The sequence below is a fragment of the Shewanella sp. MTB7 genome, assembly GCF_027571385.1.
Taxonomy (GTDB): domain Bacteria; phylum Pseudomonadota; class Gammaproteobacteria; order Enterobacterales; family Shewanellaceae; genus Shewanella.
This window is the reverse complement of sequence record NZ_CP085636.1, coordinates 3,796,527-3,818,455: the sequence shown is the minus strand read 5'-3', so window position 1 is coordinate 3,818,455 and position 21,929 is coordinate 3,796,527. Positions and strand designations below refer to the sequence as shown.

Genomic DNA, 21,929 nt, shown 5'->3' with positions numbered 1-21,929 from the left:
ATTTACTTTTAACGTAGATGATGTTTTTCAGGCCTAAAAAAACCAGCGGTTAAGCTGGTTTCATTATCAAGGCGTTAAGCTATATTGAGTGGGATCACCATTTCTTTTTGGGTTGGAAGAGTACATCAATATCCTCTTCTTCTTCTTTGTTATCCTGTCGTGCTGCAGGTGCCGCTTCTTTTTGAGCATTCATTACTTCATCTAACAAAGCTTTTGCTTCATCTACTTTACGACCAATAAACGGATCATTAGGCGTTTGCGCCTTAATCGCTTGCAGTGTAGAAAGTGCTTTGGTCACCATTTGCTTTGCCGAGCCGTATTGCTTGGTCACTGATGCATTTCTTGCTCTTGAAAGCATAGAGTCGACGTTAATACGTAACTGAAGACTGTCTATCCTTCCTTCCTCTTCAGCGAATACTGCAATATCGACTTTCCCTTTATTATGTTCTGCTCTCAAGATTGCTTTTAATTTCTTGAGTACCTGTACTAAAGTCAGAATTTGCTTATCATTATCCGGAAGTCTAAACCCTTCAATTGCTGGTGCACTTTTAGGGCCTGAATTTATACTTGTGACTTGAGCATTAATGTCATTTAAACGACGTTCATAATCAGAGGCATGATTTCCTGCCATATTTTTTGCTAATTTCAATGAATCTTGAACACGCTTATAAAGAACTAAAACAATTTGTGATGAACAAGGAAACATCCCAGTATGCGATAACACCTCTTCGGTCTCATCAATAATAGCCCGTTGTCTGGCCAACTCAGCTCTTCGTTCGGCTTCCACTCGTTCTTTTTGTTGCTGAACGACGTTTACACCAATAACCAGAAATAAGAGAGCACCAATTAGGACCAGAACCAAAGTAAATATCATAGGTCTACCATCAAATAAGCAATTCTTTTAATGCTACTATAAATCAAGAGTCTAGCATAGTTATCTTAGTCTTGGATTTTGCTAATGTCGTGTGATTATCGTGAACTCTATGTTATATTCCATATTGATTTAATTTTTACCGTAAACTATAACTAATTCTTATAGTCATTGACCATACCGACCTAATGAACTAAGCGATAACTTAGGTCAAATTGAAGGATAAAAGATGAAGCTACAGCAACTCAGGTATATTGCCGAAGTGGTAAATCATAACCTCAATGTGTCGGCAACGGCTGAAAACCTTTATACATCTCAGCCAGGGATCAGTAAACAGGTTCGAATGCTTGAAGACGAATTAGGAATTCAAATTTTTGGTCGTAGCGGGAAGCATTTAACTCATGTGACACCTGCTGGCGAGCAGGTAATAAGCATAGCAAATAGTATCTTAGGTAAAGTTGAAAGTATTAAGAAAGTGGCTGAAGAGTACACCAAGCCAGATCAAGGCGAGTTGAATATAGCCACAACAGATACACAAGCTAGATATGCATTACCGAATATTATTCGAGGTTTTATCGATCGTTATCCTAAAGTGAACCTTCACATGCATCAAGGTACGCCTTCACAGATAAGTGAGCTTGCAGCTCGTGGAGATGCGGACTTTGCTATTGCGACAGAGGGCATGCATCTTTATTCAGATTTGATTATGTTGCCGTGCTATCACTGGAATCGTTCTATTGTGGTTAAACGTGATCATCCACTGGCATCTCGCAGTAATATCAGTATCGAAGATTTGGGGCGTTTCCCGTTAGTTACCTATGTATTTGGTTTTGATCGTGAATCTGAGATTGAAAAATCATTTAACCGAGCTGGGCTAGAACCTAGAGTGGTGTTTAGTGCAACCAGCGCCGATGTGTTAAAAACATACGTACGCTTAGGGCTCGGGGTTGGGGTTATCGCATCAATGGCGATTGATCCTACGATAGATAGAGATCTTGTTGCAATCGATGCAAGCCATCTGTTTGGGCACAGCACAACTAAAATCGGTTTCAGGAAAGGCAACTTCTTAAGAACTTATATGTATGAGTTTATAGAACATTTTGCTCCACACCTTACAAAAGAAGTGGTTGAAAAGGCCGTCGGATTAAGAGACCCACAGTTGATTGAAAATATGTTTTCTAATATCGACCTGCCGGTGCGCTAGTCGATATTCGGCATTCTACATTTAGAATAAAAAACTCGCCAAATGGCGAGTTTTTTATTCTTACTAATGAGATTCGATTAGCACTCTACGATATTAACAGCTAAACCACCTTTGGCTGTTTCCTTGTATTTACTGCGCATATCTTTGCCTGTGTCCATCATAGTCTTAATCACTTTATCTAGAGAGACTTTGTGGTTCCCATCACCATGCAGTGCCATTCTTGATGCATTAATCGCTTTTACTGCTCCCATAGCATTTCGTTCGATACAGGGAACCTGAACTAAGCCACCGACTGGATCACATGTAAGGCCTAGATTATGCTCCATCCCAATTTCAGCAGCATTTTCAACATGCTCAATGGTACCACCCATAATTTCAGTGAGTGCACCAGCTGCCATAGAGCAGGCAACACCAACTTCTCCCTGACAACCCACTTCAGCCCCTGAGATAGACGCATTCTTCTTATAGAGGATACCGATAGCAGCAGCGGTTAACAGATAGCGGCAACACACTTCGATATCGACTTCTTGAACAAACATGTCGTAGTAACAGAGTACGGCAGGAATAATTCCGGCAGCTCCATTGGTGGGGGCTGTGACGACACGATCTCCAGCTGCGTTTTGTTCGTTAACTGACAGTGCAAACAGATCAACCCAATCGAGAACAGTGAGAGGATCGACACTGTTTTTCCCTTCAGCTTTAAGTCGACGGTACATGGCAGGAGCACGACGCCTAAGTTTCAGTCCTCCTGGTAATATTCCTTCTTTTTGATAACCCCGTTCTACGCAAGTTTTCATGGTCTGCCAGATAAACCATAACTTTTGTTTTATTTCAGCTTCAGGGGCAATACTGAGTTCGTTTGCCATCATGAGTGAAGAGATACTTAATCCATATTCGGTGCAAAGAGCTAAGAGTTGAGTTGCGCTATCAAAATCATAGGGAGCGGATTGGATAGGAACTGCAGGTGAAGCATTCTGTGCCAGAATCTCATCTTGATCTAAGATAAATCCGCCACCGACGGAGTAATATGTTCTATCGAATATACACTTGCCTTGGTTATAGGCATAAAGTGTCATAGCATTTGCATGAGCGGGAAGGCTTTTCCGCCTATGAAAGGTGATGCCTCGTTCACGAGTGAAGATGACTTTTTTACCGTTTGCCATCAGCAGTTGTTCACTTTGACTGACTTTATCTAAAATCTCATCTATGGTTTCAGTTACAACCGTATCCGGTGCTTCCCCCATTAGCCCTAAGATCACAGCTTTACCTGTACCATGACCTTTACCTGTTTGACCTAATGATCCAAACAACTCTGATCGTAATTCATCTGTTGAATTTAATAGACCTGCTTTATCGAGATCTTGAACAAAGATGTTACCCGCTTTCATTGGACCTACAGTGTGGGAACTTGAAGGACCAATGCCTATTTTGAACATGTCAAATACACTAATCATGTTTAACACCTTATTTGCTTTAATTGTTATGTCAGCACTATCAACACTAGATTAAATTTTCCTTGAGATCTGTAAAATGTAAAGGGAAAAAGCCGTGATATGGTAATCTACAGAGATAGTGTGGTTGCTTTTCCTGAAAGTATCCCACATTTTTATATAGGGCTTAGCATGAGTTTTTTTAATTTAGATTTTCAGATTAGATTAGCTAAGTCAATTTATGATTAGAAGTTTGTATAATTTGTGTTTGTTTTTGTTTCGATTTATGAAACAAAAAACTTAATTGACCCAGTCATTTTCATTGTTCTATTTCTATAATTAAGGGGTATTGTGAGTTACTTAATGCTTGATCTGCTTTCGACTCAAGCTTCTGAAGAGGAGCTGATACAACTGAAACATCCTATGGTGGGTGGAGTCATATTATTCAGTCGAAATTATTCTGACCGCCCACAACTAATTTCATTAATACAGATGCTTCGCTCTGTACGACCAGATCTTATTATTGCAGTGGATCACGAAGGGGGCAGAGTACAAAGGTTCAGAGATGGATTTACCTACATTCCAGCCATGGGAGATATTCTACCATTTGCATCTGGCGATATGGAACTGGCCAAAAAATGGGCCGTTGAGTTAGGTTTTCTTATGGCTATAGAGTTACTTGCTTGCGATATTGATTTGAGTTTTGCACCTGTGCTTGACCTCAATCGAGTGAGTGAAGTGATAGGTAAACGTGCCTTTAGCTCAGAGCCTAGTGAAGTGATAGAGCTTGCTGGAAGTTTTATCGAAGGAATGCATCAAGCAGGAATGGCATCGGTAGGTAAACATTTTCCTGGACATGGAAGTGTGGTTGCAGATTCCCATATTGCTCAACCTTATGATGAGCGTAGTAAGAAAGTGATATTTGAGATTGATATGCAGCCCTTTAAACATCTCATTGCTAAGGGGCAGTTGCAGGGGGTAATGCCTGCACACGTGATCTATCCAAAGGTAGACCCTAATCCTGCAGGCTTCTCTTCATATTGGTTACAAGAGGTATTAAGGGGGGAGCTTAACTTCAATGGCGTTATATTCTCTGATGATTTGGGGATGAAGGGCGCTGGAGTTGTTGGTGGCTATAAAGCGAGAGCTCAGGCTGCACTCGATGCGGGCTGCAATATGATTTTAATTTGCAACGATGCAAAAGGGGCAACTGAAGTACTTAATGAGCTGATATGGCCAGAGAGTAAGCCTGAGTATCCTGGCCAGCTTTTAAAGCCTGAGGGTAAGGCTGTGGCATTGGGGTTAGAAAACAGTGAAAGATGGCAGCAAGCGCAAGCGCTTGCTATGACATTTATTAAAGATTAATAATCAATAATGTTTGGAATTTTGATTTATCTCAATATTCCAAACATTCAACTTAGTTAAGGTTTATCTTCTGAATTTTTATAGGTGATCAAATGATTCTCTATTTACATGGCTTTGATGCAACCAGTCCGGGTAACCACGAGAAAATTCGTCAGTTACAATTTATTGATAAAGATGTACGTTTACTTAGTTATAGTACCTTACATCCAAAACATGACATGCAGTATTTACTTAATGATGTCAGTAAGCAGTTGCAGTTAAGTGATGATTCTAACCCGATCATTATTGGTGTTGGTTTGGGGGGCTATTGGGCTGAACGAATTGGTTTTTTGAATGGATTAAAATCTGTACTCATTAACCCTAATTTAACACCTCAACATAATATGCTGGGTAAATTAGATAGACCCGAAGAATATGCTGATATTGCGAATAAATGTGTGGCAGATTTTAGAAATGAAAATAGAAAAAAATCTTTAGTTATACTCTCAAGGAAAGATGAAGTGTTTGATAATCAAGCAGTGAGTGAAGCGCTTAGTGATTTTTATCAGATCTGTTGGGATGAGGAACAACCTCATAAATTTCCCATGTTAGCGAGTTATCTTTCTGTTATTCAAACATTCAAAAACGCATAATACCAGCGCCGTATTATTACGGCGTGTTAACTTCAAAATTATCCTCCCAATATATTCACGCGCTCAAAAATCAATCGATAAATAGATGTCTAAATTTACCAATTTATAATACTTTTTTTGGTAAGACTTTAAATATGATATGAAAGTTCTGCTTTACAATAAATATTGTTTATTATCTTAACAATAAATAACATAGTGTAAGAAACTGATTTAATCTTGAATGTAAGAGCTTAAGATCGGTTATTGTTCTTTTTTTGGTTAAAAAGTCTATTTTTTGTTTTAAAATTGCATTTTGCAGTGTAAAGTAGCGTCCATAATTAATTCGTTACATAATGATACATAATAGAATTCTGGTCTAAAACTGACCATACCCTTTTGCGTATGTCGCCCGATGCAGCTAATCACTTTTTTGTTAGCTGTTTTTTTTTGCATGATTTTTGCCCAATGATAAGGATTAGGTTATCTTCAGAGAAGGGCATTATTGATAATGGGCTTATGATGAAGAGAGTACTAATCAATGTGACAGGTAAAGTGCAGGGAGTATGCTTTAGACGTTCTGCACAATCTAAAGCCAACGAATTGGGTATTACTGGCTATGTGATGAATAATGACAATGGCTCAGTCAATATCTTAGCTCAAGGTGCATTTCCTGCGGTGGATAACCTTATTGAGTGGTGCAGTCTTGGTTCTCCACAATCTCAAGTTGATCAGGTGTATGTGCAAGAAGACGAGGAGAATGAGATTTACCTCGACTTCTCAATTTTACCTTACTAGAATTCGTTGGCAGTCATCTCATTGAGCTTATTTTTTGGTTGCTCCATTTTTCTGATCTGTAAAATCATGCCCATCTTTGGATGATCAAAATAGTGTATTTCATCACTTCGTACCCTACGATTTTGCGTTAAAGGAAAAGCATAAAGAAAAGGAGTGATTTTATTATTTTTTTCCAATGTTTCATTAAGTGAACTAGATGAAATATCAAGATTTTTTGTTCCCTCTTCTCGCAAGTTCAATGCGGTTTCAACATAAAGAAAATGATCCAGATAGATGTTAACTGTCCCGTCTAGTTCCCAAACAGGTTTATCTGTTTTGGCGCTAAAACCTGTATCTAAAAAGTCAAATTGCGGGATGGTGAGATCCGATTGAAAACTTTGAATTGTTTGACCATTTATCTCAAATCGGTCGGAGTAATCTTGTCCTGAAAAGAGCCTTACAGGCTTAGCTTTGTGTCGGGGCAACATCGATTGTTGCCAAGACATATGCAGTAGGCTTTTATTTCCGGGCTCCCTGCTTATTTTGCTCATGATCTCGCTAAATTGATTTTGCTCTTTAGAGAGCAAAACAGGAGGGCCGCCTGGCACGCCGTATTGTTCTGTTGCTGCGACGATATTAACTGGGATCTGGCTTACATGATTCACTTGAGTTGATTCTAACTGGGCATTACATTGATCAGCATTCGTCGCCCAATCGCTAGATGAACAGCCCTCTAATCCTAAACTTGCGCCTGTGATATCTGTGCTAAAGAGTGGGGATATAAGATCAACAGCTTTGGTTGTATCTGTGAGGGTTAATTGTTCAGGGCTGCGTTCCTGGCTGTGACTGGCGTCGCGTTCAAATAAGTAGACCTCGACTTCAAACCATCGCTCATCTTGAGCAAAAGTTTGCGTTATCCAGAGCATTCCTATTAGGGGGAATAAGGTTTTCTTTAACACATTAGTCTCCAAGACGATGTTGTGATAATTGCTCCAATAGCAATTTTACTAGAGCCAGTCTGTCCGCATGAGATTCAGTTGGAATGATGAATTTTAACTTACTTGGGCCATCCATTCGATAGTTTTGTGGTTGGCTTTGCAGTAAGCCGATAATAAAGCCTGGATCGACGCAGTGATCGTCATTGAACTCTAAGCTACCTCCTTTAGCGTGCATCTCAAGTTTTCTGATCCCTAAAGCCGTGGCTTGATGCTTGTAAAGTGTCAGTTCCATTAAGTTTTTAGTAGAAGATGGCAGAAGACCGAAACGATCTATCAACTCTACCTTCAACTCATCCAGTGCTTGCTCTGTCTCACAGTTTGCGATGCGTTTGTACAGAGATAGTCTGATGTTAACGTCGTGAACAAAGTCTTCAGGTAACAGTGCTGGAATGCGAAGATCGATTTCACACTGGCGTCTTAACATTTGACTTAATGAAGGTTCTTTGCCTTCTTTTAGGGATTTTACTGCATCTTCGAGCATCTCCATATAGAGAGTAAAACCAATTTTCGAGATATGGCCACTTTGCTCATCACCTAAGAGTTCACCTGCGCCGCGTATCTCTAAATCTTGAGTCGCTAGCATGAAACCTGCCCCGAGATCTTCTAGGGCACCAATGGCTTCGAGGCGCTTTCGTGCGTCTTTTGTCATACTTTTCGGATGAGGCGTCATTAAGTATGCATAGGCTTGATGGTGTGATCGTCCTACTCGCCCCCTGAGTTGATGAAGCTGAGCCAGACCAAACTTATCCGCTCGTTCAATCACTATGGTGTTAGCCGACGGGACATCGATGCCTGTTTCTATAATGGTCGTACAGACTAACACATTGAACTTTTGGTGGTAAAAATCAGACATGACTTTCTCAAGTTCACGCTCTCGCATCTGGCCATGTGCGGTCACCACACGCGCTTCTGGCAGCAGTTCACTTATTTCTGCTGCGCGCTTCTCAATAGTCTCGACTGTATTGTGTAGAAAGTAAACTTGACCACCGCGTAATATTTCACGTAATAAGGCTTCTCGAATGGTTGAGCTATCGTACTCTCTGATAAAGGTTTTTACTGCCAGACGCTTCGCTGGGGGAGTGGCAATAATGGACAGGTCTCGCATGCCCGACATTGCCATATTCAAGGTGCGCGGTATTGGTGTTGCTGTTAACGTTAAGATATCAACATTGGCTCTTAATGCCTTAATTTTCTCTTTTTGACGAACACCAAATCGATGTTCTTCATCTATGACCAATAAGCCCAGATTTTCAAATTTAGCATCAGATTGCAGTAATTTATGAGTGCCGATAACGATATCGACTTTACCGTTGCTTAGTTCCTCCATAACACTTTTTTGCTCTTTGGCAGTTTTAAAGCGTGATATGACCTCAATTTTTACCGGCCAATCGGCAAACCTGTCTTTGAAATTTTCAAAATGTTGCTGAGCCAGTAGAGTGGTAGGAACTAAGATCGCGACCTGTTTACCATCATTTACAGCAACAAACGCAGCGCGCATGGCCACTTCAGTTTTACCAAAGCCAACATCACCACAAACTAATCTATCCATGGCGATGGGAGACGTCATGTCGGTGATCACTGCATTGATTGAGGTTTCCTGATCCACCGTCTCCTCGAAGGGAAAACTATTACAAAACTGTGCATATTCCTCTTGATCAATATGGCAAGCGTCCCCGGGTCTTGCTTGTCTTCTGGCATAGACATCAAGCAGTTCAACGGCCACATCACGTATTTTCTCGATGGCTTTTTTCTTGGCTTTGGCCCACGTTTCATTACCGAGTTTATTGAGATGTGCCTCTTCATCTGGGCCAACACTGTATCGACTGATTAAATGCAGTGAGGAGACCGGAACATAAAGTTTGTCGCCTCCGGTATATTCAAGTTTTAGGTATTCAGCAACTAAACCACCCGTATCGAGTGTTTCCAAACCTTGGTAACGGGCGACACCATGATCTAAGTGGACGATAGGTTGTCCGACTTTGAGTTCTGCAAGGTTTTTAACCAATGCATCGCTACTTATTTGTCTTTGTTTATCGCGTCGACGCTTCTGTGAAATACGGTGACCAAAGAGTTCCGTTTCACAAATAATACTGAACTTTGAGCCTCTTGCTTTTTCAACAATACAACCTTTGGAAAGAGGTGATACGATTAGACCTAATTTGGCTTTTGAGTCGATGAACTCATCGAAGTGGTTAAACACCTGAGGTTTGACATCAATCTTGCTGAAGAGATCCAATAGGGCTTCACGTCGACCTTCAGATTCAGCACTGAACAGTATCCTCTCACCACCGTCAACATAATCTTGAAGCAGAGTAAGAGGTTGCTTAAGCTTATGATTTGCTGTTAATTCTGGCAGAGTTTCAAGTTTAGCATTGTGACCTTGTTCTTGCGCATCACCTATCCTTAGCAAGGTTCTGGGGTATTTTTTAAAGGCTGAAAAAAGCTGTTCAGTGAGAAGATAAAGGTCTTTAGGCGGCAATAAAGGACGAAGTGGGTCCACTCGTCTGTCTTCATAGCGAAGTCCAACTTCCACTAAGTGAGCCTTTGATGCGGCTTCAAGATCGCCAATATTGACCAGTTGAGTATGTTCTGGTAGATAATCGAACAAGCTGGCAGTTTCATCGAAGAAAAGGGGCAGGTAATTTTCTATTCCCGCCGGAATGATGTTACGACTGACCATTTGATAGACTGATTGAGGCTCTTTAACTAAAACCTCAAAATGACGTCGGTATCTCTGCCGAAAGCCTTCAATGGCTGCATTATCTGTGGGAAACTCTTTTGCAGGTAATAAGCGTATGGAATCAATCGTACCACTGGATCTTTGGGTCTCAGGATCGAAGTGTCTTATCGATTCCACTTCATCATCAAATAGCTCGATACGAAAAGGCTGATTTGAACCCATAGGGAAAAGGTCGATAATCGATCCACGGACGGCAAACTCTCCATGTTCATAAACCTGCTCAACAAGATGGTAGCCGGTATCAATTAATTGCTGCCTGACATCTTGAAGACAATAGTTATCACCCTTTGCGAGTATAAGTACGTTACCGGCTAAATATGATTTAGGTGGCAGTAAAACCATTAAGGTGCTGACAGGCACTATGACCACTCCCCGTTTAGCGTTGGGGATCTGCGACAGCGTTTCTAGACGTTGTGAAACAAGATCTTGATGGGGAGAGAAACTGTCGTATGGCAAGGTCTCTCTATCGGGAAATAACCAAACCGGGAGAGAAGTATCTTGAAGCAAATAACCTAATTCATTATCTAATAACAGGGCCGTTGGCGTGTCATTGGTGACCGCCAGTGTGAGTCCATCATACCCCTTAACCAAATTTGCTAAGGTGATGGCTTGGGATGCTCCGCCTAAGGTATACAAAGTTTGCGCCTTAGTGGCAGTTTTTACTACGGGTGGTGTTAATATGGAAAATGCTTTCATTGAGAGATGACTGGGGATCAGCGACAAAGATGCCTGTTATTGTAGTGGGATACAGGCTCTTGTGCTAGTGAAAATTTATGGACTTTTTCTGGTAAGTTTTCGTTGCTTTAATTGTTTTTGCTGTACGCTTAGGCTGGCTTTTACCAACTGTTCTATGTCTGTATCTGAAATTTGGGTGAACTCAATATCGACTAAGTAGCATTCCTTGCTGTTAGCGTCATTAGGCTCAATAGCTTGAGAAGCTGTAACTTGGCCAAAGCAAAGTAGGACGACGAGTTCCTCTTTTATATGGCATGTTATCTTAAATTGAGCTCCTGGATTAAATGGGCAAACACTTCTTATGCGGATGCCACTGCCACCAAAAAATTGCCCTAAATGCAGTTCGCCTTCATGGGTTTCCTGCTCAAGGACATACTGAAGAACGAGGTCAATTTTTCTCGATTGCAGTTTAAGGTATTCGACAACCGTTTTCGCTTCATCATCCAAGTGTCTTAATTGCAGTAAACAATCAGCCTCTAAGGATTTCACATCACTAATGAGTTGCAAACCAAGCGGCAGCATTAGGGCTAACTCGCTTTCAGATGGAACAGGCTGATTCTCTGGCCAAGGTGTTAAGTAGGCCTTAAAATCGTGCTTGACACTAAAATAGTCGCTTGAGTCAGTGATCAATGGATTTCCTCTTGTTTTTGTATAGCTATTACCCCTATTATCGTGCGCATCTTAATGATTTAGCAAGGCTCATATTTAAAGAGTCGTTGGGCAACTATGAATATTGCGTTATCAGCACATATTGGCTTCCGTTATTGGCGTGCAAGAAAGGCCAATGCGTTCGCCTCATTCATTACTTTTTTTGCGGTTTCGGGGATTTTACTCGGAGTCGCAGCGCTGATTGTTGTCAGCTCAGTAATGAATGGTCTCGAAGGTCAATTAAAGCAACGTATTTTAGGTGCTGTACCTCAGTTAACCGTTCATAGTGAGCAAGCCCTAACTGACTGGCAAGCCAACGTTGCTCAGTTAACGAGTATACCCGGTGTGCTCGCCGCGACTCCCAGTATATCCACTCAAGCTATGGTGCAGTCAGCCTCTAACATTAGCGCTATTCAAGTGTATGGTGTCTATCCTGAATATGAAAAAGTCCTCGAGGACAAGATGCAAGGTGTGTTAACAACCCACTTTAGTGAGCTTAAAGCTGGAAAGTATCGCGTTATCTTAGGCTCTGAACTTGCAAGACGCTTAGATGTTTCCATTGGGGATAAAGTTCGGATCCTCAGCGCTGAAGGTGTGGTTTACTCACCGCTTGGACCTGTGCCAAGTCAACGAAAATTCGTCGTTGCAGGTGTATTTGAGATGGGATCACAGGTTGATGCCAGTCTGGCCTATGTTCATTATGAAGACGCACAGCGTTTGATGAGGCAAAAACCGGGAGAGATAAAACATCTTCGTCTTTATCTTGGTGATCCTTTCAATGCCGAGAGTTTAAATACACAAGTAGAATCTCAGTTTACCTCACAGGGAATAAAAGTCAGCACATCGGACTGGCGAGATACCTATGGTCATCTGTTTAGTGCCGTGAAGATGGAAAAGAATATGATGTCTTTGATGTTGAGTTTAATTATCGCCGTAGCCGCATTTAATATTGTTTCGGCCTTGGTCATGATGGTGGTTGATAAAACTACTGATGTGGCGGTGTTAAAAACTCAAGGTTTGAGCACATCGAGTGTGATGGGCATATTTATTTTTCAAGGTTCGCTTAATGCAATCATAGGTCTCATTTTAGGCGTGGTTATCGGCATTGGGTTAACTCTCAATTTAAACACCATGATGAACTCCGTCGGGATCTCTATTTTAGGAGCGGGTCAATCTCTGCCTGTGCAACTTGATTGGATCCAAATAGCTTGGATAATACTTGGCACTTTAGTGATCACATTTTGTGCGACGATTTACCCCGCGCTTAGGGCTGCCAATGTACAGCCAGCAACTGCGTTGAGATATGAGTGATCAGTTTAACAGTTGATTAATCAAACCAGATAATCACGCGTCGAAGTAGGGATAGGTTTTCCTGTTTGATTGAGCAAAGAATATAAGAGTGAACAAGATATGCCAGAGTTATTGCTAGAAGTAAAAAATGTCAGTAAGTGTTTTCAAGAGGGAAGCGTTGATACTCAAGTACTTAAGGATGTGGATCTGCAAGTGTTTAAAGGGGAACAACTTGCGATTGTTGGTACATCAGGCTCAGGTAAGAGTACGCTATTACACATAATGGGAACCTTAGATCGTCCAACAAGTGGCAGCGTTATCATGTTAGGTGAAGATCTTTATGGTTTGTCAGCTCGTCGCCAGTCAGAGGTGAGAAATCAAGATTTAGGCTTCATTTATCAGTTTCATCATCTGTTACCTGAATTTACAGCACTTGAAAATGTGGCCATGCCAGCGTTAATTCAAGGGCGAAATCGAAAAGAGGTTGAAGCTGAAGCTAAAGTGCTATTAGAACGTGTTGGTCTTGGACACAGACTGACCCATACCCCAGCAGAGATGTCAGGAGGTGAGCGTCAACGCACCGCAATAGCAAGGGCGCTTATCAACAAGCCTAAGCTGGTTTTGGCTGATGAACCTACGGGAAACCTTGATGCCAGTAGTGGTGAGGCAGTTTATGAATTGATCCAAGAACTGGCTAATCAGCTAGGCACCGCGTTTGTCGTGGTAACACACGACACTAAACTTGCGGCGAGAATGGACAGACAAGTGCAGATGAAAGATGGCTATTTGCAACCATATATAATTGCGGATATTAAAGGTAAGGCTTTATGAGTCAGCTCCTCTCTATTTGGATAGGTTGGCGCTTCTATATGGCGCGCCAATCAAATAATCTTATCAGCTTTATCTCTTTTGCATCGACGGCTGGTATTGCATTAGGTGTGGCGGTATTAATTGTGGTGCTCTCAGCCATGAATGGCTTTGAGAGTGAACTTGAGAATAGAATGCTTGGGGTTGTTGCTCATGGAGAGCTCAGTGGTGTCAATCAGCCTGTTAATCACTGGCAGGGTATCATTGAAGATGCTAAGAAAATTCCAGGTATTGTTGCTGCAGCACCCTATATTCGTTTACAAGGTTTAGTGCAGAAGCCTGGCGGGTTTCAAGGCCTGACTATATTGGGTATCGATACTCTGTATGAAGAAAAGGTTTCCAATATCTCACAGTTTATGGCCCCAGAAACGTGGTCTAAACTGGCTGTTAAAGATAAAAATAGCATCGTTTTGGGCAAAAGTTTAGCGACAAGTTTAGGGTTAAGTGTTGGTGACTCTTTAAGCTTGTATATGCCAAACGTTAATCCTGATCCGACTACGAAGCGCATAGGTTCAGCTAAGAGTTACCGTTTTACTGTGGTAGGTGTGTTTGAGCTAGGCGGGGAGCTTGACCTATCGACTGCCTATGTGCCGATGCAATACGCTGCTTCCATTTTGAATATGGACGATCAAGTTTCAGGGGTTCGGATCAAAACTGCTGAAGTATTTGAAGCGCCGCGTCTTATTCGTGAACTGGGCTTTAGCCAAGAACAATATCTCTATATTACAGATTGGACACGTACTCAGGGACATCTTTACCAAGACATTCAGTTGGTTCGCAGTGTTATGTACTTAGTGCTTGCTTTGGTGATTGCCGTAGCCTGTTTTAATATCGTCTCGACGTTAGTAATGGCTGTGCGGGATAAACAAGCTGAGATCGCAATCTTATTGACCATGGGAATGAAGCGCAGTGCCATAATGACCATATTTATTGTTCAGGGAGCATTAAATGGTTTGTTGGGGTGTCTACTCGGTGGTGCTTTGGGTGTTCTGATCGCAGAAAACTTAAGTTTGATAGCCAAAGGGATAGAGAATGTTTTAGGCATACAGCTTCTCTCTGCTGATATCTATTTTATCGACTTTCTACCATCAGAGTTACATCTATACGATGTTGGCTTGGTTTTATTGTTAGCCTTTGTGATGAGTTTGATAGCGACTCTATATCCAGCATGGAAAGCGAGTCAAACACAGCCTGCTAGCGCCTTAGCTGGTCGGTAGTCGTTTACTTTATGTAACTTTGATGTTTTGGGAGTTGGTACAGTGAATACGGCAATGGTGATTTTAGGTGCGCCCAATGACAGTGAAGGCAATCTATCTGTTATCGCCCTGTCACGTTGTGAGGCAGCGTTAACTGAATTTATAAAAAGACCTACACTTAAGGTTATCTGCACCGGAGGTGTGGGGGCTCATTTTAATACCACTTCGATAGCCCATGGACAATATCTAAAGCGGTATCTGCTAAGTAGAGGAATACCAGAAGTTAACTTTTGCCCCATTGTAGAGAGTCGATTCACCTTTGAAGATGCCACTTTATCTCAAAATATTATTGAAGCGCATGGAATAACATCTGTGGTTTTGGTCACTTCTGACTTTCATCTTTCCAGAGCAAAATTGGTTTTTACTGGTGTGTATCCAACAATGAGGTTTCGTTACATAGTCGCGATCACCCCACTTTCAGAAGAGCAGCTTTTAGAACTTGAAAAACATGAGCTGTTAGTGATGCAAAGAGAGAGAGGCAATCTTCTTAATTTAATTCGCTAAGGTACTAAACCAAACACCAAATGTTATTTGAGATTTGGTGTTATATATCTTACACCTGAACGTTCAGATTAGCTTTTCCTTTTACCCCATTTCATCAATATTGAGTACTTCCATAAGGTTTTGATCAAGAAAAAACCGACAACTGAAGAGATCGCTCCCATCACTAGGCAACCCAATAAAAATGGAGGCCCTATGGTGGAAATAGATGCTTCTATCCAAGCCCATGTGGCTTCAAATGCAAAGTTCTGTGGTGGATGGTTGAGAATTTTAGCGCCGAGCATATAAGCGGCATAAAACATAAACGGCATAGTAATTGGGTTCGTAATCCAAACTAATGCTACCGATACTGGTAGGTTACAGTTAAAGATGATGGCTAGAGCTGCTGCCAGTACCATTTGAAATGGCATAGGGATCCAAGCGACAAAAAGCCCAATGGCAAATGCGGCTGGCGCAGAGCGTCTGTTAAGGCTCCATAAATTAGGCTTATGCAGCAACTTACCGAACATTTGCAAATGTTTGTGATTTTGCAGTGTTTCAGGCTTCGGCATAAATCTTTCAATAAATTTTTTTGGCATAAATTGTTATTGCTGTCTTAACTTGTTCAGTATGAATCGATTTATGTTTGGCTATAGCGCCACAATACTATCAGCGATGCTATGGCCTTCACTGCCATTAGCCCACCTAGTCCCTATTTTGATCGGGATTAGTATCGCAATAGTGCTATTTAAACGAGCCCCGTTATTGGCTGGAGTCGTGTTGGCTGTGGCATGGATATCGATTTATGCTCAACTGGTATTGAGGTGGGAGCCTGACAATATCGAACCCCGAGAACCCCTTATTGGGGAAATCATAGCACTAGTAAACCAAAACAGCGACTGGGTAAGTATGGATTTTAGGTTGTTGGGTCCTCATTCTACAGCCGTTAGCTCAAAAAAAATACGCTTGAGCTGGAGCAAGGCACCTGAACTCGAAGTCGGGGAGATCTGGCAATTAAGAGTAAAGCTAAAACCTATCACTAGTGTACTGAATCAAGGGGGATACAATCAGCAGAAAATGTTGCTAAGTCGACATATTGTTAGTAAGGGAAAGGTGATATCTGGTCAGCGGCTTGAGGCCAGTGGTTCACTTCGAAACGCTATTTTGCAAATACTAAAACCTAGCTTACAAACATTAAATAGTGGGGATCTTATTTTAGCCTTATTGTTAGGAGATCGGAGTCTGATAGACAGTGAGCGTTGGCACTCACTTAGGGTCACAGGTTCAGGTCATCTGATCGCAATTTCAGGTTTACACCTTTCAGTGGTGGCAGCTTGGGTGTTTGTCACTGTTGCGACACTTCTTGGTTATCTTTCACTTTCCCTAGGCCGAAGGAATTTAGTACTAGCGGCGCTTACATCGGCAGTAGCTTGTGCTTTTTACGCTTACCTCGCAGGATTTTCATTGCCGACACAGCGAGCGCTGATTATGTTGCTACTGTTGGTATTTCTGACTATGTCAGACCGTTACTCCTCGTCTTGGGAACGATTGCTATATGCGTTATTTATTCTTTTAGTTATCGATCCTTTTAGTTGCTTAAGTGCTGGGTTTTGGCTGTCTTTTTTTGCTCTGTCGATTATCTTATTGACGCTGCAAAGCCAATCGCTAGTGGTTGTTCAAGAAGGGCTACAAACTCGTAGAGATAAATTAATACAGCGATTCGCTGTATTTTGGGCGATACAGTGGAGGCTGAGTGTAGGGTTAGGTCTACTGCAAGCGCTGTTTTTTGGTGGATTAACTGTCTACGGTATCCTGTTCAATTTTCTGTTTGTTCCCTGGTTCAGTTTAGTGGTGATTCCTGTGGCTATTCTAGTCTTCACCATTTGGGGACTATGTTGGATTGTGGGTGTTGATGTTTCATCCTTGTTTTATGTGGTTAATCTCACTTTGTGGCCAACTGATCAGACTTTGAAAGCTTTTGTTACTTTTCCTGGTGCTTGGCTTCCTATCTCTGAGACAATGATGCTAGCTCTTCTATTTCTTCTTTTGGGTTTACTGTTCATCGCTAAAGTGACGAGAACTGATTGGAAGTTAATAGCATCACTTCTGTGTTTACCATTCATTATCTCTTTATTTTTAAATTGGTTTTCAGTATCTGAGGATGCGTGGCAAGTACATTTGCTTGATGTTGGCCAAGGTTTATCTGTGGTTGTAGAAAAGGATCGGCATGCATTAGTTTACGATACTGGTGCTAGGTACGGGACATTTAGTTATGCTGAGCGGGTTGTTATACCGTTTATCCGGGCAAGAGGAATAACAGACGTTGATTATTTAGTTCTGAGTCATAGTGATAACGATCATGCTGGTGGGGCCAATGAGCTTATCTCTGCGTTTCCTTCGGTGACCGTGGTGAGCGATATTAAGCAGTATTCAACCCTCACTTGCAGGCCTAAAAGTTTCTCGTGGCAAAATTTAGTCATCGAAATTGTCGGTCCAATGCACCCTGAAAAGGGAAATAATGGTTCTTGTGTGGTTAGAGTTAGTGATGATCACCATCAAGTGCTTTTAACAGGTGACATAGAAAAGTCAGCTGAACAAGCACTACTGAGCATTGGGGAAGGACTAAGAAGTGAAGTATTAGTCGTTCCGCATCACGGTAGCCGGACTTCATCGACAGTAAACTTTATCAAACAAGTTTCTCCTGAGTTAGTATTGTTTCCATCAGGGTTCAATAATCGCTACGGTTTTCCTAAGACAGATATCCTGCAACGTTACGTAAATCAACCAAGTGAGTATCGTATTTCAGGTCGAGAGGGGCAGGTCAGTATCCTTTTTGATCGCGACTTGCGCGTTATTCGAACATATCGTGCAGATTTAGCACCATTTTGGTACAACCGATTGTTTGAATTTGGTGAGAATGACAATCCAGAGTAGAATGCTTTTTTCGAATTAAGAATAGATTTGGTTAATGACAACATCTTCGAATCAAGAAGTCTGGACAGTATTTAAGCGCCTGATGGTATATATCAAACCGCTTAAAGGTGTGTTTTTTCTGGCTGTGGTAGGCTTGGTGCTTTACGGCCTAGTGGATATGACTTTTATTGCCATTATTAAGCCGTTTATAGACGGTGGTTTCGGTGGCCAAGCGAGTCAAATCCCTTCAGCTGCCAGCGGTATAAATTTAGGCACTAGTGATGGGTTCAGCTCCTCAAGTGATGTCCTTACGATGGCGCCCTTTGTGGTTATTTTTCTTTTCACTCTTCGTGGCTTAGCTAATTTCCTGTCGACATATTGTGTTTCATATATGAGTGCCAGACTCATCATGGATATGCGCCAACAAGTGTTTGATCACTACCTCACATTGCCAGTGAGTTATATGGACAGAGAAAATACCGGCAGTTTAATTTCCCGTGTTACCTATGATACCGAACAGATTGCACGTGCAACGGGCAGTGCATTGATCTCTATAGTGCGAGACAGTATCACTGTGATCGGTATGTTAGTTGTGATGTTTTACTACTCTTGGAAACTTTCCCTTTGTATTTTGATTATTGGTCCCATTATAGGCCTCATTATTACGGTTGTGAGTCGGCGTTTTCGTAAAATATCAAAACGTATTCAAACCGCGATGGGAGGCGTAACAACAGCTACGGAACAGATGATCACTGGCCATAAGAATGTGCTTTCTTTCGGTGGCCAGAAAACGGAATCACAGCGCTTTGGTGTCGTTAACGAACAGAACCGCTATCAAACAATGAAACTTGCGATGGCCCAATCTGTGAGTCAGCCATTGGTGATGGTGATCGGTTCTTTTGCTTTGGCGTTTGTCCTCTATGCCGCCAGTTTAGAAAGTCTGCAGTCTGAACTGACAGCAGGTACATTTGCGACCATCTTAGGTGCCATGTTGGCCCTACTTAATCCAATAAAAAGTCTGACACGCGTTAATGCGGAATTTCAGCGTGGTATCGCAGCTTGTACGACCGTATTTGAACTGTTGGATATCGAGCCTGAGACGGATAACGGAACCCATACAGTAGAGAGAGTTAAAGGGGATCTTAGTTTTAATCATGTGAGTTTTAGCTATCCAGGGCAAGAGGCGTTGGCATTAGACAAGATCGACTTTTCAGTAAAGCAAGGTCAGACTATCGCTTTGGTTGGCCGCTCGGGTTCTGGCAAGTCGACGATTGCCAGCTTAATTACACGTTTTTATACCGGTTTGAGTGAAGGCGAGATCATGCTTGATGGTGTCGATATTAATGACTACACCATCAAATGTTTACGTAGTCAGGTGGCACTGGTCTCGCAACAAGTCACTCTCTTTAATGACAGTATTGCTAATAACATAGCCTATGCCTATGCCGGTGAAGCGACAGCTGAACAGATCATAGACGCGGCACGTTCGGCACATGCGATGGAGTTCATTGAATTGCTCCCCGATGGCATGGACACCCAGATAGGTGAAAATGGTGTGATGCTATCAGGCGGCCAAAGACAACGTATTGCAATAGCAAGAGCGATACTGCGTAACTCGCCAGTGTTAATTTTAGATGAAGCGACATCTGCCTTAGACACTGAATCTGAGAAGGCGATTCAACAGGGATTAGATAACCTGCGGTTAAACAGGACTTCTATTGTTATTGCTCATCGCTTATCGACCATAGAGTCAGCCGATATGATTTTAGTTATCGATCAAGGAAGAGTGGTCGAGCGTGGAGACCATGCCAGTTTGCTTGAGCAAGGTGGTGTCTATTCAAATCTCTATCAGATGCAATTTGGCAGTTAATTAATGCAAGATTTTGTCAATAAACTCTGGTATCCCAAAGCCGATACTCATATCGGCTTTAAGGGACTAAAATGGCTCTTAAGTCCATTGAGCCTATTGTTTTGGATTATTAGTTCAATACGTAGATTACTTTTTAAGCTTAGATTAAAAGCCGTTGTCTCAATGTCTGTCCCAGTTATTATTGTGGGTAACATTACGGTGGGTGGGAGCGGGAAGACACCCACTGTTATCTACCTAATAGAGCTGTTACGGCGTCAGGGATTTAACCCAGGAATTGTCAGTCGTGGTTACGGTGTTGAGTTTGATGGCGTTAAACGGGTCGAATTAGGTATGGGGGCGGAGCTTGTGGGCGATGAGCCTGCCATGATAGTTGCAAGAACCCAAGTGTCTATGGTAATAGGTCGCGATCGGGTAAAAGCGGCTCAAGCTTTAATTGAAGCTTATGATGTCGACATCATTATTAGTGATGATGGTTTACAGCACTATAGGCTGGCACGGGATATTGAGCTTCTTATCTTAGATGGCGAGCGCCGATTTGGTAATGGGTTACTGTTACCATCGGGGCCGCTTAGAGAGCTTACCGATAGACAAAAACATGTCGATTTCACCATCGTAAATGGAGAAGCTCAAAAGGGGGAGTTTCAGATGACACTGAAGCCGACTCAATTTATTCCTGTATCTCCCTTATCTCAACAGGTTTTCAATCTGTCGACGCCTGTTGTAGCGATTGCTGGGATCGGCAACCCGGAACGCTTTTTTACCACACTGCGCCAATCTGGTGTGCAAGTGATGAAAACTAAAGCGTTTGAAGATCATCAGAAATTCAGTTTAGAAGCCATCACTAAAGTGACCCAATGCGGACCCGTGCTGATGACGGAGAAAGATGCGGTTAAATGTCGCGATTTTGCAAAAGATAACTGGTGGTATCTGGCGGTAGATGCCAAGCTAGCAGCAAATTTTGATCAGCTATTGATGGAGCAAATCCGTCAGGTTATAGCCGTTAAACAAGGAAATTGAGATGTCGTTTGATAAAAAGTTATTAGAGATTGTTGCTTGCCCTGTGTGTAAAGGGAAATTAGATTACGATAAAGCTAAACAACAATTGATCTGCAAAGCCGACCGTTTAGCTTACCCGATAAATGATGGGATCCCCGTTTTACTTGAGAACAAAGCTGAAAGCTGGCAAGAAGCTTAATAGTTAAAGAGACCATTAAAAAGCGCTTAAAGAGCGCTTTTTTTGTTTATTATTCGCTGCCATTTTTTACTGGTTGTTATAGAATTTTAGGCTGGTTAATTAACGCGATAATATTTTAGGCTTAACCTGAAGGCTTTTTATTGTTATCGTAAATATCGGTCTAAGGTTGAGTTGGACAAAATTTCGCATCGTATGTAGTTTTGATTGAATGCGACTTGAACCCTTTTTTGTATTGTGCTCTAGCCTTTCTGCCGTTAAACTCTCGCCTCTAAAATTATTGGTTAGGCTAAGATTTGGTGACATTGGGCTTATGCAGATCTTAGTCGATGAATGTTCACTATTGGATTTATCCTTTATATAAGGGACTAATCGCCCGCAGGTAATAACATGATTAACCACTTTAGTGTGCTTGGCATAAAACCAAACGCAAATGAAGATGATATTAAAAAAGCATACAAACGCTTATCAAACCGATTTCATCCTGATAAGTTACTTGGTGCATCTGATGATGAGAAAGTGCAAGCTGAAGCTCAGCTGCAGAGAGTAAAAAACGCTTATGATGTGCTTTCAAACCCTAAGCTTAAAAGCGCTTTCATCAAAGATTTCAATAACGTTATTGTAACTGATCCTGCTGCCGCGATGCGCGAGCTGTGGGACCAATTTTATTCTTAAGTTAAATTCT

The 21,929-nt window shown here is 41.8% G+C and carries 19 protein-coding genes; 13 read left to right on the top strand and 6 right to left on the bottom strand.

Annotated elements, in window-relative coordinates:
• Positions 1-94: 94 nt before the first annotated feature.
• On the bottom strand, positions 95-874 hold the full coding sequence (locus tag HWQ47_RS16460; RefSeq protein WP_269967147.1) for a hypothetical protein: 780 nt from the start codon (positions 872-874) through the stop codon (positions 95-97).
• A 226-nt stretch (positions 875-1,100) separates the two neighbouring features.
• Here HWQ47_RS16460 and cysB point away from each other — a divergent pair, with 226 nt between their 5' ends.
• Positions 1,101-2,075 (top strand): HTH-type transcriptional regulator CysB, encoded by a 975-nt coding sequence (cysB, locus tag HWQ47_RS16455; RefSeq protein ID WP_269967146.1) that lies wholly within the window; start codon positions 1,101-1,103, stop codon positions 2,073-2,075.
• Between the two features lie 77 nt (positions 2,076-2,152).
• On the opposite strand, the gene HWQ47_RS16450 is transcribed toward cysB, so the two are convergent.
• Positions 2,153-3,529 (bottom strand): L-serine ammonia-lyase, encoded by a 1,377-nt coding sequence (locus tag HWQ47_RS16450; protein ID WP_269967145.1) that lies wholly within the window; start codon positions 3,527-3,529, stop codon positions 2,153-2,155.
• Positions 3,530-3,856: 327 nt separating this feature from the next.
• Here HWQ47_RS16450 and nagZ point away from each other — a divergent pair, with 327 nt between their 5' ends.
• The 3 genes from nagZ to HWQ47_RS16435 all read left to right on the top strand — a co-directional run bounded on the left by nagZ (position 3,857) and on the right by HWQ47_RS16435 (position 6,276).
• Complete coding sequence (nagZ, locus tag HWQ47_RS16445; RefSeq protein ID WP_269967144.1) at positions 3,857-4,870, top strand: beta-N-acetylhexosaminidase; 1,014 nt, start codon at positions 3,857-3,859, stop codon at positions 4,868-4,870.
• A gap of 92 nt (positions 4,871-4,962) precedes the next feature.
• Positions 4,963-5,502 (top strand): alpha/beta hydrolase YcfP, encoded by a 540-nt coding sequence (gene ycfP, locus HWQ47_RS16440; RefSeq protein WP_269967143.1) that lies wholly within the window; start codon positions 4,963-4,965, stop codon positions 5,500-5,502.
• 498 nt (positions 5,503-6,000) lie between these two features.
• The gene (locus HWQ47_RS16435) at positions 6,001-6,276 is read left to right on the top strand and encodes an acylphosphatase (protein ID WP_269971772.1); all 276 of its coding nucleotides are present in this window, start codon (positions 6,001-6,003) and stop codon (positions 6,274-6,276) included.
• On the opposite strand, the gene HWQ47_RS16430 is transcribed toward HWQ47_RS16435, so the two are convergent.
• From HWQ47_RS16430 to HWQ47_RS16420, 3 genes are all read right to left on the bottom strand, one after another.
• The gene (locus HWQ47_RS16430; RefSeq protein WP_269967142.1) at positions 6,273-7,214 is read right to left on the bottom strand and encodes a peptidoglycan binding protein CsiV; all 942 of its coding nucleotides are present in this window, start codon (positions 7,212-7,214) and stop codon (positions 6,273-6,275) included. The two genes, HWQ47_RS16435 and HWQ47_RS16430, sit on opposite strands and share 4 nt — an antisense overlap.
• Position 7,215: 1 nt before the next feature.
• Positions 7,216-10,689 carry a transcription-repair coupling factor gene (gene mfd, locus HWQ47_RS16425; protein WP_269967141.1) on the bottom strand — a complete coding sequence of 1,158 codons (3,474 nt, stop codon included), beginning with the start codon at positions 10,687-10,689 and terminating at the stop codon, positions 7,216-7,218.
• Positions 10,690-10,764: 75 nt separating this feature from the next.
• The gene (locus HWQ47_RS16420) at positions 10,765-11,358 is read right to left on the bottom strand and encodes a hypothetical protein (protein ID WP_269967140.1); all 594 of its coding nucleotides are present in this window, start codon (positions 11,356-11,358) and stop codon (positions 10,765-10,767) included.
• A 96-nt stretch (positions 11,359-11,454) separates the two neighbouring features.
• Between HWQ47_RS16420 and HWQ47_RS16415 the strand changes: the two genes are divergently transcribed.
• The 4 genes from HWQ47_RS16415 (at position 11,455) to HWQ47_RS16400 (ending at position 15,293) form a co-directional block, all read left to right on the top strand.
• On the top strand, positions 11,455-12,687 hold the full coding sequence (locus HWQ47_RS16415) for a lipoprotein-releasing ABC transporter permease subunit (RefSeq protein ID WP_269967139.1): 1,233 nt from the start codon (positions 11,455-11,457) through the stop codon (positions 12,685-12,687).
• A 99-nt stretch (positions 12,688-12,786) separates the two neighbouring features.
• A complete protein-coding gene (lolD, locus tag HWQ47_RS16410) occupies positions 12,787-13,497 on the top strand; it encodes a lipoprotein-releasing ABC transporter ATP-binding protein LolD (RefSeq protein WP_269971771.1) in 711 nt (236 codons plus the stop codon).
• A complete protein-coding gene (gene lolE / locus HWQ47_RS16405; RefSeq protein WP_269967138.1) occupies positions 13,494-14,750 on the top strand; it encodes a lipoprotein-releasing ABC transporter permease subunit LolE in 1,257 nt (418 codons plus the stop codon). Before lolD ends, lolE begins: the two co-directional genes overlap by 4 nt.
• Positions 14,751-14,792: 42 nt before the next feature.
• Entirely contained in the window at positions 14,793-15,293 is a 501-nt protein-coding gene (locus HWQ47_RS16400; RefSeq protein WP_269967137.1) for a YdcF family protein, read from the top strand.
• A 68-nt stretch (positions 15,294-15,361) separates the two neighbouring features.
• Here HWQ47_RS16400 and HWQ47_RS16395 read toward each other — a convergent pair whose 3' ends face one another.
• Complete coding sequence (locus HWQ47_RS16395) at positions 15,362-15,868, bottom strand: DUF2062 domain-containing protein (protein ID WP_269967136.1); 507 nt, start codon at positions 15,866-15,868, stop codon at positions 15,362-15,364.
• 43 nt (positions 15,869-15,911) lie between these two features.
• Between HWQ47_RS16395 and HWQ47_RS16390 the strand changes: the two genes are divergently transcribed.
• The 5 genes from HWQ47_RS16390 to atcJ all read left to right on the top strand — a co-directional run bounded on the left by HWQ47_RS16390 (position 15,912) and on the right by atcJ (position 21,919).
• A complete protein-coding gene (locus HWQ47_RS16390; protein WP_269967135.1) occupies positions 15,912-18,203 on the top strand; it encodes a DNA internalization-related competence protein ComEC/Rec2 in 2,292 nt (763 codons plus the stop codon).
• A gap of 34 nt (positions 18,204-18,237) precedes the next feature.
• Positions 18,238-20,052, top strand: coding sequence for a lipid A export permease/ATP-binding protein MsbA (msbA, locus tag HWQ47_RS16385; RefSeq protein ID WP_269967134.1), 1,815 nt, complete (start codon positions 18,238-18,240; stop codon positions 20,050-20,052).
• 3 nt (positions 20,053-20,055) lie between these two features.
• The gene (gene lpxK, locus HWQ47_RS16380; protein ID WP_269967133.1) at positions 20,056-21,069 is read left to right on the top strand and encodes a tetraacyldisaccharide 4'-kinase; all 1,014 of its coding nucleotides are present in this window, start codon (positions 20,056-20,058) and stop codon (positions 21,067-21,069) included.
• Between the two features lies 1 nt (position 21,070).
• On the top strand, positions 21,071-21,247 hold the full coding sequence (locus tag HWQ47_RS16375; protein ID WP_269967132.1) for a Trm112 family protein: 177 nt from the start codon (positions 21,071-21,073) through the stop codon (positions 21,245-21,247).
• Positions 21,248-21,634: 387 nt separating this feature from the next.
• Positions 21,635-21,919 carry a cold adaptation protein ActJcold adaptation protein ActJ gene (gene atcJ / locus HWQ47_RS16370; protein ID WP_269967131.1) on the top strand — a complete coding sequence of 95 codons (285 nt, stop codon included), beginning with the start codon at positions 21,635-21,637 and terminating at the stop codon, positions 21,917-21,919.
• Positions 21,920-21,929: the final 10 nt, after the last annotated feature.

Bases quoted from the DNA above. Each gene is read 5' to 3' on its own strand.
- HWQ47_RS16395 (WP_269967136.1), bottom strand. From the start codon at position 15,868: ATGCCAAAAAAATTTATTGAAAGATTTATGCCGAAGCCTGAAACACTG.
- HWQ47_RS16415 (WP_269967139.1), top strand. From the start codon at position 11,455: ATGAATATTGCGTTATCAGCACATATTGGCTTCCGTTATTGGCGTGCA.
- HWQ47_RS16390 (WP_269967135.1), top strand. From the start codon at position 15,912: ATGTTTGGCTATAGCGCCACAATACTATCAGCGATGCTATGGCCTTCA.
- lolD (WP_269971771.1), top strand. From the start codon at position 12,787: ATGCCAGAGTTATTGCTAGAAGTAAAAAATGTCAGTAAGTGTTTTCAA.
- atcJ (WP_269967131.1), top strand. From the start codon at position 21,635: ATGATTAACCACTTTAGTGTGCTTGGCATAAAACCAAACGCAAATGAA.
- HWQ47_RS16460 (WP_269967147.1), bottom strand. From the start codon at position 874: ATGATATTTACTTTGGTTCTGGTCCTAATTGGTGCTCTCTTATTTCTG.
- cysB (WP_269967146.1), top strand. From the start codon at position 1,101: ATGAAGCTACAGCAACTCAGGTATATTGCCGAAGTGGTAAATCATAAC.
- HWQ47_RS16375 (WP_269967132.1), top strand. From the start codon at position 21,071: ATGTCGTTTGATAAAAAGTTATTAGAGATTGTTGCTTGCCCTGTGTGT.
- mfd (WP_269967141.1), bottom strand. From the start codon at position 10,689: ATGAAAGCATTTTCCATATTAACACCACCCGTAGTAAAAACTGCCACT.
- ycfP (WP_269967143.1), top strand. From the start codon at position 4,963: ATGATTCTCTATTTACATGGCTTTGATGCAACCAGTCCGGGTAACCAC.
- lpxK (WP_269967133.1), top strand. From the start codon at position 20,056: ATGCAAGATTTTGTCAATAAACTCTGGTATCCCAAAGCCGATACTCAT.
- lolE (WP_269967138.1), top strand. From the start codon at position 13,494: ATGAGTCAGCTCCTCTCTATTTGGATAGGTTGGCGCTTCTATATGGCG.
- msbA (WP_269967134.1), top strand. From the start codon at position 18,238: ATGACAACATCTTCGAATCAAGAAGTCTGGACAGTATTTAAGCGCCTG.
- HWQ47_RS16435 (WP_269971772.1), top strand. From the start codon at position 6,001: ATGAAGAGAGTACTAATCAATGTGACAGGTAAAGTGCAGGGAGTATGC.
- HWQ47_RS16450 (WP_269967145.1), bottom strand. From the start codon at position 3,529: ATGATTAGTGTATTTGACATGTTCAAAATAGGCATTGGTCCTTCAAGT.